This window comes from Kitasatospora sp. NPDC101801 (assembly GCF_044766665.1).
In the GTDB taxonomy this organism is placed as follows: Bacteria; Actinomycetota; Actinomycetes; order Streptomycetales; family Streptomycetaceae; genus Kitasatospora.
Genome location: NZ_JBIWML010000061.1, coordinates 1 through 12,962, shown reverse-complemented (window position 1 = coordinate 12,962; position 12,962 = coordinate 1). Strand labels below are relative to the sequence as shown.

Here is a 12,962-nt window from a genome sequence, read left to right as displayed (position 1 = left end):
CTCGATGCGCCCGCGCGTCACGCGCGGGTCGGGGCGTACGACGGCTCTCGCCTTCCCCGTGCGGGCCGGGACAGTCCCGCAGGACGCATGCCGCCCGGCACGAGCCGAGGCCGCCGGGAACGCCCCTGGTCAACCTGCCCCTCGACCGTCCGTCCGGGTCGCCGACAACGTATGTTGTCATCGGGGGAAGCGGTCATCTACGATGCATCCATGCCGGATGACATCGTCTCGTTGCTCATGACGGAGGAACAGATCGCAGCGCTCTCCGAGGGGCAGGTCAGAGACCTCGCCCACCGGCTGGCCAGGCGGGCGTTCCGTCCGATGTCGACCGAGACGGGCAGCGCCGACGCGCTGGCGCGGTTGCACGTGATCGAGCACCTGCGCCGGGCCGTGGAGACCGCGGCGGCCGAGGCGGCCGCCGAGGCCGTCGAGCGCGGGGCGGGTTATCCCGAGCTGGGCCGGGCATGCGACATCACACGGCAGGGCGCCCGCCGCCGGTGGCCGGGCATCGTCGTCAGGACGAAATGAGCCCGAAGCCGTTCGGGCCTCCCGCGGCAGCGGACCGGAGCGCCCGGTGCCGCGGGGCCTCCGTGCCAAGACCTCACGACCCAGGAATCACAACGCCCGCTGGTGCGGGTATGAAGAAGGAGAACGCATCGTGACCGAAACCGGATCGGACCAGCTCGTCGACCTGCTCGCGCGATCGGGCGGCAAGCTCGGCGACGGTTGGTACGAGCAGGTCGGCCGGACGCTCCGCGGCCGCCTCAGCGCGGCGGAGCTGGAGAGCGAGCTGCGCGAGCTGTACGCGGCTCTGGTGGACGCCGTCCAGCAGGGCGGCCTCGACTGGCGGGGCGAGGCGTTCGCCGAGCTGCGCGCACTGCTCACCGAGCTGTCGCGCAACCGCGCGCGGCAGGGCTTCACCCCCACCGAGACGGCCACCAGCGTCTTCGCGCTCAAGGACATCCTCTCCCCGACCACCGACTCGGTGGCCGGGGACATCGAGGCGTACCTGCAGCTCAGTCGGCTGACCGACGACCTCGGTCTGTTCACCGTCGAGATGTACGCCCGGACCCGTGAGGAGCTGATCAGCGCGCAGGCCGAGCAGCTCATGGAGCTGGCCACCCCGGTGGTCAAGCTGTGGGACGGCGTCGTCGCGGTCCCGCTGGTGGGCACCCTCGACTCGGCCCGCACCCAGGTGGTGATGGAGAAGCTCCTCCAGGCGCTGGTCGACAGCGGCTCTGACCAGGCCATCATCGACATCACCGGGGTCCCGGCGGTGGACACCGAGGTCGCGCAGCACCTGCTGAAGACCGTGGTGGCGGCGCGGCTGATGGGCGCCGAGTGCACCATCTCCGGCATCCGCCCGCAGATCGCGCAGACCATCGTCGCCCTCGGCATCCAGTTCGGCGACATCGTCACCAAGGCCACCCTGGCCGATGCGCTCAAGCACGCGCTCCGGCGCCTGGGCGCCGCCGGCGCCGAGCTGCACGGAGGCGCGCGGTGACGGAGCGGGTGCCCATTCTCAAGATCGGCGACGTCCTGCTGGTGTCGATCCAGATGGACCTCGAGGACCAGACCGTCCTCGATCTGCAGGAGGACCTGGCCGAGCGGATCGTCGCGGTCGGTGCGCGCGGCGTGGTCATCGACATCACCGCCGTGGAGATCGTCGACTCCTTCGTCGGCCGGATGCTGGCCACCACCGCGGCCATCTCCCGGATGCTCGACGCGGAGACCGTCGTCGTCGGCATGCGGCCGGCCGTCGCGATCACCCTGGTGGAACTCGGACTCTCCCTGGGAGGCGTGCGCACCGCCATCAACCTCGAGAAGGGCCTCGCCCTCCTCACCGGCGGGGCGGCCGTCGGTCCGGCCGTCCGGTGATCGCGCAGGGCATGGAGGCACAGGGGGAGCCGCAGATGGTGGCGATCCGAACCACCGACGACGTGGTCCGGGCGCGGCAGCTCGTCCGCACCTTCGCCCAGCAGTGCAAGCTCTCCCTGGTCGACCAGACCAAACTGGTCACCGCAGCCAGCGAACTCGCCCGCAACACCCTGGTGTACGGCGGGGGCGGCAGCATGCGGGTCCAGCGCGTGCAGCTCCTGGCGCGGGCCGGCGTGAGCGCGGTGTTCGAGGACAGCGGGCCAGGCATCCCGGACGTCGACCTGGCGTTCACCGACGGCTGGACCTCCGGCGGCGGCCTCGGCCTCGGGCTGAGCGGGACCCGCCGACTCGTCGACGAGTTCGAGCTCGACACCATGGTCGGACGCGGCACGACGATCACCATCGTCAAGTGGGCACGGTGAGCGGCCGGGCCCGGCTGACGGCGGAGGACATCGCCTGGTTCCGCCAGGCCGACAGTCTTCCGGCGTCGGCCCGGGCCGCCGCCACCGCGCTGGCCCGCAGCATCGGCCTGGACGAGCGGCGCACCGCCGAGGTCGCCCTCGGGGTCACCGAGGCGGCCACCAACCTGCGTCGGCACGCCGTCGACGGCGCCCTGCTGCTGCGCGTGGTGCGCAGCGAGGCCGCCGCCGCCGTGGAGTTCCTCGCCGTCGACGCCGGGCCGGGCATCGCCGACCTGTCGCGCGCGATGACCGACGGGGCGTCCTCCGCCGGCACGCTCGGCATCGGGATGGGAGCCATCGCCCGCCTCGCCGACGACTTCGACATCTACTCGCTGCCGGGCCGGGGGACGGCCATGAGCGCGCGCTTCTGGGGCGCGGGGCGGCGCCCCGCGCCGGGCCCGGGCCCCCTGGTCACCGGTCTGACCCGGCCGATCAGCGGCGAGGACGTGTGCGGGGACATCTGGGCGGTCCGGGTCCCCGCGCCGCCGGCCGGTCCCGGGACCGTCACCGGATCGTCCGCGCGTCGTGCCGAGCCCGCGGTCCTCGACTGGGCAGCGCTCACGGCGGCAGCCCGCCCCGGGGCCGACACCACGGCCGCGACCGGCATCCGCCCGACGGCCGCCGCGCCGCGCCGCGCGGACGAGACCACGCCGCCACCGGCCGAAGCGGCGGGCGCCGAGGACACGCTCGTGATGCTGTGCGACGGCCTCGGCCACGGGCCGCTCGCGGCCCTGGCCTCCAAGGCCGCGACGGAGGCCTTCGCGGCGACCCGGCACAGCGATCCGCTGGCCGTCCTCCAGGACCTCCACCGAGCGCTGCGCGGCACCCGCGGCGCCGCCGTCGCGGTGGCGCACCTCTCCCCGGCCGAGCGCCGGGTGCGGCTCTGCGGGGTGGGGAACGTCAGCGCCTACGTCGTCGACCACGATGTACGGCGCGCCCTCCTCTCCACTCCGGGGATCGTGGGCCACCACCTCGGCAACCCGCGCGCCACCGAGCTGCCCCTCCCGCCCGGCGGGGCCCTGGTCATGCACTCGGACGGACTCAGCGAGCGCTGGAACCCGGCCGACTTCCCGGGCCTGTGGCACCACGAGCCACTGGTCGCGGCCGGTCAGCTCCTGCGCGAGGCCGGGCACCGCCGGGACGACGTCGGCATCGTCGTCGCACGGACGTCACGATGACCCGGACCCCGTCCGACCCCGGGCCGACCCACCTGGTGACCTGCGCCATCCGTGCGGAGCAGGACGTCTTCGCGCTCCGCCGTACCGGGGGAGCGGTGGCCGAAGCACTCGGGATCGAGCGCCAGGACCGGGTGCGGCTCGTCACCGCGATCAGCGAGCTCGGCCGCGACCTGCTCGGGGAGCCCGGCCTCACGGTCGAGTTCGCGGCCACCGGTGAGCCGAATACGGCCCTGGTGGTCAGCCTCCGCTGGAGCGGCGGGCGCCAGCCCGGCACGGACGCCATGGACGCCGCCACCCGGCTGCTGACCCGGGTCGTCCACGACCCCGCGCGCACCCGCACGGGCGACCTGCACGCGCAGGTCCGCCTCGAACAGAAGCTGCCCGACCCGGGCCCCACCGCGCAGGACCTCGACCGGGCCCGGGCCCTGGCCGACCCCTACACCCGCACCAGCCGCACCGACGATCTCCGGGCCCGTACCCAGGACCTGATCGCCGCGCTGGAGGAGTCCCGCACGCAGCGTGAGGAACTCCACCGTCTCAACCAGGAGTTGGAGGAGACCAACCGCGGGGTGCTGGCCCTCTACGCCGAACTCTCCGGCGAGCTGGAGGAGACCAACCGCGGCGTCGTCGCCCTCTACGCCGAGCTGGAGACGAAGACCGAGGAGCTGGAGAGCACCACCGGACAGCTGCGCGAGGCGAGCGAGGCGAAGACCCGCTTCTGGGCGAACGTCAGCCACGAGCTGCGCACCCCGGCCAACTCCGTCATCGGTCTGGCCCGCCTGCTGCTCCAGCCCACGGACGGAACCCTGACCACCGAACAGCAGCGGCAGGCGGAGCTGATCGCGGCCTCCGGCACCACGCTCCTCGGTCTGGTGGACGAGCTGCTGGACGTGGCGAAGGCCGAGTCCGGCAGGCTCCACCCCGTCTGGCGGGCGGTCGATCTCGGGGTGCTGCTCTCCCAGCTGCACGACACCCTGGCCAGCCTCGAACGGCCGGCCGGCGTCGAGCTGGTCCTGCCCGAACTGGTCGGCGCGCACCCGCTGGTGACCGACGAGGTGATGCTCACCCGGATCCTGCGCAACCTGCTGTCGAACGCCATCAAGTTCACCCAGCACGGGCACGTCCGACTCGACGTCAGCACCGTCACGGCCCCCCGGGGCCCCGAGCTCGTCCTCACCGTCCGCGACACCGGCGTGGGCATCCCCGCCGATCAACGGCTGCGCGTGTTCGAGGAGTTCCACCAGGTCGCCGGGGCCCACCAGCGCGGCCGGTCCGGGACCGGCCTGGGCCTGCCGTACGCCCGCCGGCTGGCCGAGCTGCTCGGCGGTTCACTGGAGCTCACCAGCGCCGAGGGCGAAGGCACCACCGTCACCGTCACCTTGCCGGCGGGCCCCGGGCCGGCCGGAGGCGAACAGGACCGAACCGCCGCCGGCGCTCCGCCTCCCACGGCGCAGGCCGCTCGCTCCCGGGACACCCGGATCGGCACCCTGCTGTTCGCCGACGACGACGCGGCGTTCCGCGCGGTGATGCGCCCGATGCTGGACCAGATCGCCGTCCACGTCACCGAGGCCCGCGACGGGAGCGAGGCCCTGGAGCTGATCGGCCGGGCCCGGCCGGACGCGATCCTCCTCGATCTGCACATGCCCGACGTCGGCGGCCGCCAGGTCCTGGACCGGCTCGCGGAGGACCCCGGACTCCGGGACGTCCCGGTCCTGGTCATCACCGCGGCCGACCCCGCCGGCGTCGACCGCACCGCCCTCGCCCACGCCCGTGCCGTCCTCGACAAGCGCGGCCTCACCCTTCCCGCGCTCGCCGCCGCCCTGCTGCCGGCCGCCGATCCGTGCGTCCCCGGGGCCCCGCGTCCCGTCGCACCACCGGCCCCATCCGAGGAGGAGCAGTGACCAGTCCCACCGAGCACGACCTCCACCAGCACGCCGGATCGGTGCTGGTCGTCGACGACAACGCCGTCAACCGGTACATCCTCGGCGGCTGGCTGCGCCGCGAGGGATTCTCCGTGATCGAGGCCGAGGACGGCGCCCAGGCCGTGGCCATCCTGGCCGCGGCCCCGGACGCCGGACTGCCCGAACTCGCGGTCGTCGACATCCGGCTGCCCGACATGAGCGGCTTCGAGGTCTGCCGCCGGATCAAGGCCGACGAGCGGACCGCCTCCCTCCCCGTCATCCACGTCTCCGCCACGGCCATCGAGCTCGCCGACCGCACCCAGGGGCTCAACGGCGGTGCCGACGCCTACCTCACCGAACCCATAGACCCGTCCGAACTGCTCGCCACGGCCACGGCCGTGCTGCGCTACGCCCGGGCCCGCCGCCACGCCGAGCACCTCGCCCGGCGGGTCGCCACCCTCAACCGGACCACCCTCGCGCTCTACGGTGCCGACGGCGGCGAGGCGTTCACCACGGCCGCCGCCGTCGGCGCGGCGGCGATGACCGGCGCACCGGCCACCGCCGTCGCCCTCGACCCGGCCGGCCGGTGCGCCCACGCGTCGGAGGCCACCCCTGACGGCCGGTCGGCGACCAGCCGGGTCCACGAGGACGTCCTCGCCGCCGTCGCGGACCACGTGCTCGGCGACGCCACCGGCACCCGGACCACGACGGTCAGCCGGGCCGAGTGGCTCGACCTCACCGGCGGGGGCGTCGACGGCTCGCACCTGGCCGGCCCGCCGGCCCTGGTCGCCGCCCGCACCAAACCGGGCCGGCCGGCCCTGGTCCTCGCCCTCGACCGAGCGGCCCTGGACAGCGCCGAGGACCGCGAGCTGCTGACCCAGCTGGCCCAGACCGCCGCCCTCGCCCTGGAAGCGCTGCGCAGCTCCACCGAGGACCACGCACTCGCCCTGACCCTCCAACGGAGCTTCCTGCCCGACCAGTTGCCCGACGTCCCCGGCCTCGACCTCGCCGTCCGGTACGAGCCCGCCGTCGCCCACGCCGAGATCGGCGGCGACTTCTACGAGGCGCTGGACACCCCCGACGGCCTGCTGCTCGCCATCGGGGACGTCGCCGGCCACTCCCTCAAGGCCGCCCTCGTGATGGGCGAACTCCGGCACGCGCTGCGCGCCTACGCCATCGAGGGGCACGACCTCCCCACCCTGCTCGGGCTGCTCGACACCCTGCTGATCCGGCTCCGGCCCACCGTCACGGCCACCCTCTGCCTGGTGCTGCTGCAGCCGGACCGGGAGCGGATCATGGTGGCGAACGCCGGCCACCTGCCGCCCCTGCTCAGACCACCGCACGGGGGCAGCCGCTTCCTGACCGACCACGGAGTCCTGCTCGGCCTCGGCACCGACCACCCCCCGGCCACGGTCCACGAGTTCCCGGCCGGCTCGACCCTGCTGCTGGTCACCGACGGACTCATCGAGGTGCCCGGGGTGTCCCTCGACACCAGCCTCGGTAACCTGCGTTCGACGTTCGACGCCAGCTCCCGGGAGGTCACCGAGCTCTGCGCCCACCTCGTCGACACCCTGGCCACGAACCGCCGCGACGACGTCGCGCTGCTCGCCGCTCACCTCCACTGATCTGCCCCGTCCGGGACTGTCGCAGCCGGATGCCGTCAGGAGACCGCATGCCGCACTACCTACTGACCCTCACCGTCCAGGCCCACCCTGCGGGGGCCACGGTCGTCCGGGTCACCGGGGAGCTCGACCTCCACACCGCCGCCCGCATGCGCCGGAGCACCGACCGCCTGCCCCTGGCGCCGGGCGGCGTCCTCGTCCTCGACCTCTCCGGCCTGACCTTCTGCGACTCGGTCGGTGTCGCGGAGCTCCTGCACGTCTACCGGACCGCCGTCGCAGCGGGGGCCACGGCGGCCTTCGCCGGTGCCACCGAGTCGCTGCTGAGCACCGCGCGCACCACGGGCCTGGACCAGGTCCTCAGCTTCGTCGCCGGAGTGGACGACGCGCTGCCTCCGCAGGAGCAGGCCGGAGGCAGCGCGTCGTCGGACGGGTGACCAGGTCGCCCGGTCCGTCCTCAGCGGGGCAGGGCGACGTGCAGGCGGATCGTGGTGCCGGCCTCGGGGGTGGAGCGGATCTCCACCAGGTCGCAGAGCTGATGGACCAGCCAGAGGCCGCGGCCGCCGATCTGGTCGACGGTCGGCCTGGCCCGGCCGGCCAGCGGGTCGGCGAGGTGGCCGCGGTCGCGGAACTCGCAGACCAGGTCGGCGCCGTCGACCCAGGTCCGGAGGACTCCGTGGCCGCCGCCGTGCCTGATGCTGTTGGAGGCGACCTCGCTGACCGCGATCAGCAGCTCGCGCAGCCGCGCACCGTCCAGGCCGTTCGCGTCCGCGCAGTCGGTCACCTTGGCCCGGACGGCCGCCAGGTTGCCGCGCCGGTAGGGCAGCTCCTGAGCGGGGTCGCAGGGGGAGGGGGAGAGGTCGGTGAAGGCGAAGGGCTCGTCGAGGTAGGAGCCGTTCGGACCGTGCGCCCCCTCGTGCAGCACCAGGGGGTGGCAGCGGCCGGCGGCCTCCAGGATGCCGGGCTCCAGGGTCGTGGTGTCGTACGGGCAGAGCAGCCACCAGGCCGGTGACTGGGCGAAGGCCAGGTTCAACAGCCATTCGTGGTACCGCAGTTCACTGCTCTCGGCGGGCGAGCGGTCGTTCCAGGGGGCTTCGCTGATCCCCCGGACCGGGTAGCCGGCGGCGGTGTGCTCGGCGATCCAGCCCTGCCAGGCGGGAATCAGGCGTCCGGGATTGCGGCCGAGCGCGGCGGTGTCGAGGAAGGTCACCGCGGACTCCGACCCGGTGCCCGCCAGCTCGCGGCGCAGGATCCGTTCCTTGGGTTCGGCGACGGCCACCAGCACCAGCTCGTCGCCGGCCCGGGCATCGTCGATGAAGGCCATCGCACCCGCCACGAACTGCTCGTTCCCGTCGTAGGGGTAGAGCTCGTGCCGGAAGGCGGTGCCCGCCGTCCCGGCCGTGGCCGTGGTGCCGTCCTTGCTCATGTGGTCAGCTCCACGGGGATCTGCGGGTGGTCGTAACCGAGCAGTGCCCAGCACCGCCGGACCGTCTCGTTGGCGTTCTCCAGCAGCACCCGGCGGCCGGGCAGCTCACCGGCGGCCCGGACCAGGGCCTGCATCCCGGCGGCGTCCATGAACTCCGTACCGCCGCAGTGCAGCCGTAGCGTGGCCGTGCGGGCGAGGAGCTCGCCGAGGGCGGTTCCGAACGCGTCGGCGCTCTCGGAGTCCACCACCCCGCTCACGCCCCAGCGGTCCGTTCCCACGCTGAACAGGCGGAAGCCCGGGCCTCCCAAGGCCGGGCCCAACTGCTGCGGATGCACTCCGGCCGCCTGCTCCAGGGCCGCCGGATGGAAGCCGTCGCGGTGATACGCGCACACCACCAGGGCCGATCCTTCGGCCACCAGGGAGTCCAGCCACAGCTCGTGGCGGGCGATCTCCTGCGGGCTGGCACCGTCGGGCCACACCCGGTCCATCCGGGCGAGCACCCGCAGCGCGCGGAAGCCCTGCCGGTAGGCGGCGTCGGCCTCGCGGTGCAGCAGGCCCAGCATCGACTCGGCGTCCCACCGGCCGGGTGCCGCACGGGGGTCGATGAGGGCGCCGTGCGATACGCCGTCGGAGGTCCAGCGGGCCTCGGGGGAGCCGATCACCAGCACCTTGTCGCCGAACAGCGCGCCGTCGGCCGCGAAAGCCCGCGCGGTCCCGACGAAGTCGTCACCCGGCCCGACCACCCAGCAGACGTGGTCCCCGACCTCGACCGGCTCCAGGTTCGCCACGGCCCGCGATCCCCTGGCAGCCACCCGCACCCTCCCCTCACCCGTTGCGACGCATCGTATCGTGGGCCACCGGCCGCCCCGTCGGGCGCGGCCGTGACCGAACCGGCTGCGCAGGGCCACCTGTGCCAGTGCCTCCGCCCTTCGACCCTCGCCCGTACCGGGCGTCCTCCCGGAGAGGCTGCCCGCACGCCGGAGGGCGGCGCAGGCACTCCTGCCGCGCCGGGCAGCCCCGGCAGATGCGACATGGGTCACGGCTCTCACTTCGATCGATGGCTGACGCCGCGTCGTGAAGCGTCATACCGCTGCGGCTACCCCGGATCCGTGAACTCATCCGGGACGGGTGGGTCTGCGGTGTGCGCCCGGGCGTGCCGGAACGCCCGGCGGGAGTCCCGGCCGAGCGTTCCGGCGGATCGGTGGATCGGGTAGTCCGGAGGGTCAGGAGCCGGTGACCCAACCCCGCAGGGCAGCGGTGTTCGGGGGGCAGTAGAGGCGCACGTTCCGGAAGGTGGTGTACGGGCCGGCCGACCGGGTGGTGCCGTCGGAGCAGCTGACGTTGACCCACCAGCTGCTGGTGCCGGTCGCCGAGCAGGCGATGTTGAAGTACTGCTGGTTCCCGTCGCTGCCGAAGGTGCCCGTGCTGCAGTTGACGATCAGTACGGCGCTGGGCGAGGTGCTTCGCGCCTGGGCCGCCGGGGCGGCCACCGTCAGGGACGCGGAGGCCGCGGCCGCGGTCAGGAGGGTTCCGACGATCCGGTTCCTGGTTCGACTGTTCACTGTGGGTCCGCCCTCGGTGTCAAGGTGACGTGGGTGGGCGGGCGGCCCGGGACGCGCCCCGGGCCGGCCGCAGGGGTCGTTCGGGGCCGAATATAGGAGCCGTCCGTGATCGTCCGCATATGACGGCGGAAAAGTCGCTGCCGTTGCCCTCCAGCAGGCACGTTCGGCCGGAGGAGAGAAGAGGGTGGGGCGGAGTCGTACCCGGTGGACGGCTGGTGCCGGTACGAGGTGGCCGATTCGTCCGAAAGACGCGGCCACGCGGCAAGGCGATGGCGGTGCCCCGGTGGGCGCCCTTCCCCTGCGGTCGACGTCGAGCACTCAGGCGACCGCGGTCACAGCAGCATGGCCTGGCCGTCCGTTGCCAGGTAAGGCGGGGCAAGGACCACTCTGCCGGTCAGGGTCTCGTGCAGCCGCAGCGACAGCGAGGTGTTCCGCGCGTCGGCGGGCTGCTTGATGGCCTGATCGAGAGCAGCGGGGTCGCCGACCAGGACGAGCATCCGCCGGGCGCGGGTGACGGCGGTGTACAGGAGGTTGCGGCGTAGCAGCAGGTAGGAGGAGCCGGTGCGGGTCAGCGGTACCACCACCATCGGATACTCGCTGCCCTGGGCCCGGTGCACCGTCATCGCGTAGGCGTGGAGCAGTTCGTCGAGCTCGTCGAAGGCGTAGGCCACCTCGCTCCGGTCGTCGTCGGTGACCATCCTGACCAGGCGCTGCCTGTCGTCGATCTCCGTGATCCGTCCGGTGGTGCCGTTGACGACGCCGCGGCGGGGGTCGGTGCGCACCGCGACGACCCGGTCGTCGGGCCGGAAGGCGCGGCCGTCGCCCCAGTGCTGCGCCTGGCCGTCGCGGTGCGGGTTGAGGGCGGCCTGCAGCGCCAGGTTCAGGTCGTGTGTGCCGAGCGCGCCCTTCGTTCCCGGGGCCAGGACCTGGACGGAAGCCGGGTCGATGCCGTAGCGCTGCGGCAGCCGGCGGGTGACGATGTCGACGACGGTGGCCTGCACCTCCTCCGGCGCGGGCAGGGTGCGTTCGGCGTCGTCGCGGCGGACGTCGATGAACCAGAAGTCGTTGCCGTTGGCGACAGCCCGACCGTCCTTGATCGACCGGGCGTTGGTGACGATCGCGCTGCCCCGGCTCTGCCGGAAGATCACCCGGAGTTCGGTGCGCGGGATCTCCGGTACGGCGAGGAGATCGGCCAGGACCTGGCCGGCGCCCACGCTCGGCAGCTGGTCCACATCGCCCACCAGCAGCAGGTGCGCTCCGGGCGTGAGCTTGGCCAGCAGCTGGGAGAACAGGCGCAGGTCGAGCATGGAGGCCTCGTCGACCACGATGAGGTCCGCGTCGAGCGGGTCGTAGGCGTCGAACAGCGACACCGGTACCGTCGGGTCCTCGCGCCGCCCGAAGATCAGCCGGTGCACGGTGGTCGCCTGGCGCCCCGTCAGCTCGGCCAGGCGCTTGGCGGCGCGGCCGGTCGGGGCGGCCAGGCCGACGCGGCCGCCGGCGGCCTCCACGAGGTCGACAACCGTCCGGACGGTGAAGGACTTTCCGCAGCCCGGTCCGCCGGTCAGCACGGACACCGGCTCGGTGAGGGCCATCCGTACGGCGGCTTCCTGGGCCGGGGCGAGCTCGACGGCGCTGTCGAGCACCGGAAGCGGTCCGCCACCCCAGGGACGGAGCGTGGACAGGCGGGTGTCGGCGGCGCGGAGGCGGGCGATCCGCGCCGCGACGGAGGTTTCCGCCGCGTGCAGAGCCGGGGTGAAGGCCGCAGGCCGCAGCTGCCCGTTGCGGTCGGGCAGGTCCTGCACGACGACGGCCGCGGTGGCGGCCAGGGAGGCCAACTCGGCCGGCAGCAGCTCGGCCAGGTTTTCGTCCTCGCCGAGGTTGCGCACGGTCCGCCGGTAGAGCTGACGCTCCCACAGGAAGCAGTGCCCGCCCGCCTGTTCCAGAGTGTGCAGCAGCGCGGCCTGCAGGCGCTGGGGACTGCGTTCGGGCAGACCCAGCCACAGGGCGAGCCGGTCGGCGGTGGCGAAGCCGATCCCGAAGACCTCGGCCAGGCGGTACGGGGTGCTCTGGACGATGTCCAGGACATCGGTGACGGTGTGGGCTTCCTGCCGGTCGACGCGGAAGTGCCGGACGATCCGCGGGGCGTGGGTGGCGGAGATCCCCGCGCTCTGCAGCAGGATCATGAGTTGGCGGATCTCCTGGTGGACCTGCCACGCGGCGATGATCTCCCGGAGTCGGCCCCTGCCGATCAGATGCACCTCCAGCAGCCGCTCGGGCGTGGTGTCGATGACCTGCAAGGTGTCCAGTCCGAACTCGTCCACGATCGCGTCGGCGAGCTTCGGGCCGATGCCGCGCACCAGCCCGGACGCCAGGTAGGAACGGATCGCCCGGACACTGGCGGGCTCGACGTAGCGGCAGGTGAGCGTACGGAACTCCGCTCCCCAGGTGCGGTGCTCGGCATGATGGCCGGTCAGCTGGAGCGTCTCGCCGGGCTGCACACCCAGCAGCGCCTCGCCCTTGGCAGTCAGGCTCCGCCCGTCCTCCAGGCCGAGCCGCACCGCGGTGAACCCGCCGCTGCCGACGTACAGGATCCGCTCGACGATGCCCCCCACCGCATCCGGGACCTCCGACCCCGCCCGCTGCCCGTCCACCCTGTTCTCCTCCGCCCGTCCCGCCCACCGTGCCGTTCAGCAGGTCAACGATCATCTTGGCCCAGTCCGGAGCGATTCATTCGGACGGACCGTGCCTGCTCGGTCGCGGGGCCTGCGGCAGGGGTGGTGGTCCGGGTCCTCCGGTCGCACCCGGTGGCCGACCGATGGGCCTCGACCCGCTTCTCGGCGGCGAGCGCGGCGGCCGGTGCCTGCAGGGAGAAGGCGGCGGGGGGGGGGGGGGCCGCCAGCGACTGGGGGCGTGCCGCGACCCCCCCCCCCGGCGCGC

General features: G+C 73.6%; 12 protein-coding genes. 8 read left to right on the top strand and 4 right to left on the bottom strand.

All coding sequences use genetic code 11. The features are described from left to right. Window positions 1-210 precede the first annotated feature (210 nt). The 8 genes from ACIRPK_RS34825 to ACIRPK_RS34790 all read left to right on the top strand — a co-directional run bounded on the left by ACIRPK_RS34825 (window position 211) and on the right by ACIRPK_RS34790 (window position 7,474). On the top strand, window positions 211-528 hold the full coding sequence (locus tag ACIRPK_RS34825) for a hypothetical protein (protein WP_403046426.1): 318 nt from the start codon (window positions 211-213) through the stop codon (window positions 526-528). Window positions 529-655: 127 nt separating this feature from the next. Then, window positions 656-1,504 (top strand): STAS domain-containing protein, encoded by an 849-nt coding sequence (locus tag ACIRPK_RS34820; protein ID WP_403046462.1) that lies wholly within the window; start codon window positions 656-658, stop codon window positions 1,502-1,504. Beyond that, window positions 1,501-1,878 (top strand): STAS domain-containing protein, encoded by a 378-nt coding sequence (locus ACIRPK_RS34815; RefSeq protein WP_403046424.1) that lies wholly within the window; start codon window positions 1,501-1,503, stop codon window positions 1,876-1,878. The genes ACIRPK_RS34820 and ACIRPK_RS34815 overlap by 4 nt, the downstream gene beginning before the upstream one ends. 35 nt (window positions 1,879-1,913) lie before the next feature. After that, a complete protein-coding gene (locus ACIRPK_RS34810; RefSeq protein ID WP_403046422.1) occupies window positions 1,914-2,300 on the top strand; it encodes an anti-sigma regulatory factor in 387 nt (128 codons plus the stop codon). Further along, window positions 2,297-3,517, top strand: coding sequence for a SpoIIE family protein phosphatase (locus ACIRPK_RS34805; protein ID WP_403046459.1), 1,221 nt, complete (start codon window positions 2,297-2,299; stop codon window positions 3,515-3,517). The genes ACIRPK_RS34810 and ACIRPK_RS34805 overlap by 4 nt, the downstream gene beginning before the upstream one ends. Beyond that, window positions 3,514-5,418 (top strand): hybrid sensor histidine kinase/response regulator, encoded by a 1,905-nt coding sequence (locus tag ACIRPK_RS34800; protein WP_403046420.1) that lies wholly within the window; start codon window positions 3,514-3,516, stop codon window positions 5,416-5,418. Before ACIRPK_RS34805 ends, ACIRPK_RS34800 begins: the two co-directional genes overlap by 4 nt. Beyond that, entirely contained in the window at window positions 5,415-7,043 is a 1,629-nt protein-coding gene (locus tag ACIRPK_RS34795; RefSeq protein WP_403046417.1) for a SpoIIE family protein phosphatase, read from the top strand. Before ACIRPK_RS34800 ends, ACIRPK_RS34795 begins: the two co-directional genes overlap by 4 nt. 47 nt (window positions 7,044-7,090) lie before the next feature. Then, window positions 7,091-7,474: an STAS domain-containing protein gene (locus ACIRPK_RS34790; RefSeq protein WP_403046415.1), complete on the top strand. Its 384-nt coding sequence runs from the start codon at window positions 7,091-7,093 to the stop codon at window positions 7,472-7,474. Window positions 7,475-7,494: 20 nt separating this feature from the next. On the opposite strand, the gene ACIRPK_RS34785 is transcribed toward ACIRPK_RS34790, so the two are convergent. The 4 genes from ACIRPK_RS34785 to ACIRPK_RS34770 all read right to left on the bottom strand — a co-directional run bounded on the left by ACIRPK_RS34785 (window position 7,495) and on the right by ACIRPK_RS34770 (window position 12,676). Beyond that, complete coding sequence (locus ACIRPK_RS34785; protein WP_403046414.1) at window positions 7,495-8,463, bottom strand: anti-sigma factor RsbA family regulatory protein; 969 nt, start codon at window positions 8,461-8,463, stop codon at window positions 7,495-7,497. After that, window positions 8,460-9,251, bottom strand: coding sequence for an MEDS domain-containing protein (locus ACIRPK_RS34780; protein WP_403046411.1), 792 nt, complete (start codon window positions 9,249-9,251; stop codon window positions 8,460-8,462). Before ACIRPK_RS34780 ends, ACIRPK_RS34785 begins: the two co-directional genes overlap by 4 nt. A 435-nt stretch (window positions 9,252-9,686) precedes the next feature. Then, the gene (locus ACIRPK_RS34775) at window positions 9,687-10,025 is read right to left on the bottom strand and encodes a hypothetical protein (protein ID WP_403046408.1); all 339 of its coding nucleotides are present in this window, start codon (window positions 10,023-10,025) and stop codon (window positions 9,687-9,689) included. 332 nt (window positions 10,026-10,357) lie between these two features. Beyond that, a complete protein-coding gene (locus ACIRPK_RS34770) occupies window positions 10,358-12,676 on the bottom strand; it encodes an ATP-dependent RecD-like DNA helicase (protein WP_403046407.1) in 2,319 nt (772 codons plus the stop codon). Between the last annotated feature and the right edge of the window lie 286 nt (window positions 12,677-12,962).

Bases quoted from the DNA above. Each gene is read 5' to 3' on its own strand.
- ACIRPK_RS34785 (WP_403046414.1), bottom strand. From the start codon at position 8,463: ATGAGCAAGGACGGCACCACGGCCACGGCCGGGACGGCGGGCACCGCC.
- ACIRPK_RS34790 (WP_403046415.1), top strand. From the start codon at position 7,091: ATGCCGCACTACCTACTGACCCTCACCGTCCAGGCCCACCCTGCGGGG.
- ACIRPK_RS34800 (WP_403046420.1), top strand. From the start codon at position 3,514: ATGACCCGGACCCCGTCCGACCCCGGGCCGACCCACCTGGTGACCTGC.
- ACIRPK_RS34810 (WP_403046422.1), top strand. From the start codon at position 1,914: ATGGTGGCGATCCGAACCACCGACGACGTGGTCCGGGCGCGGCAGCTC.
- ACIRPK_RS34825 (WP_403046426.1), top strand. From the start codon at position 211: ATGCCGGATGACATCGTCTCGTTGCTCATGACGGAGGAACAGATCGCA.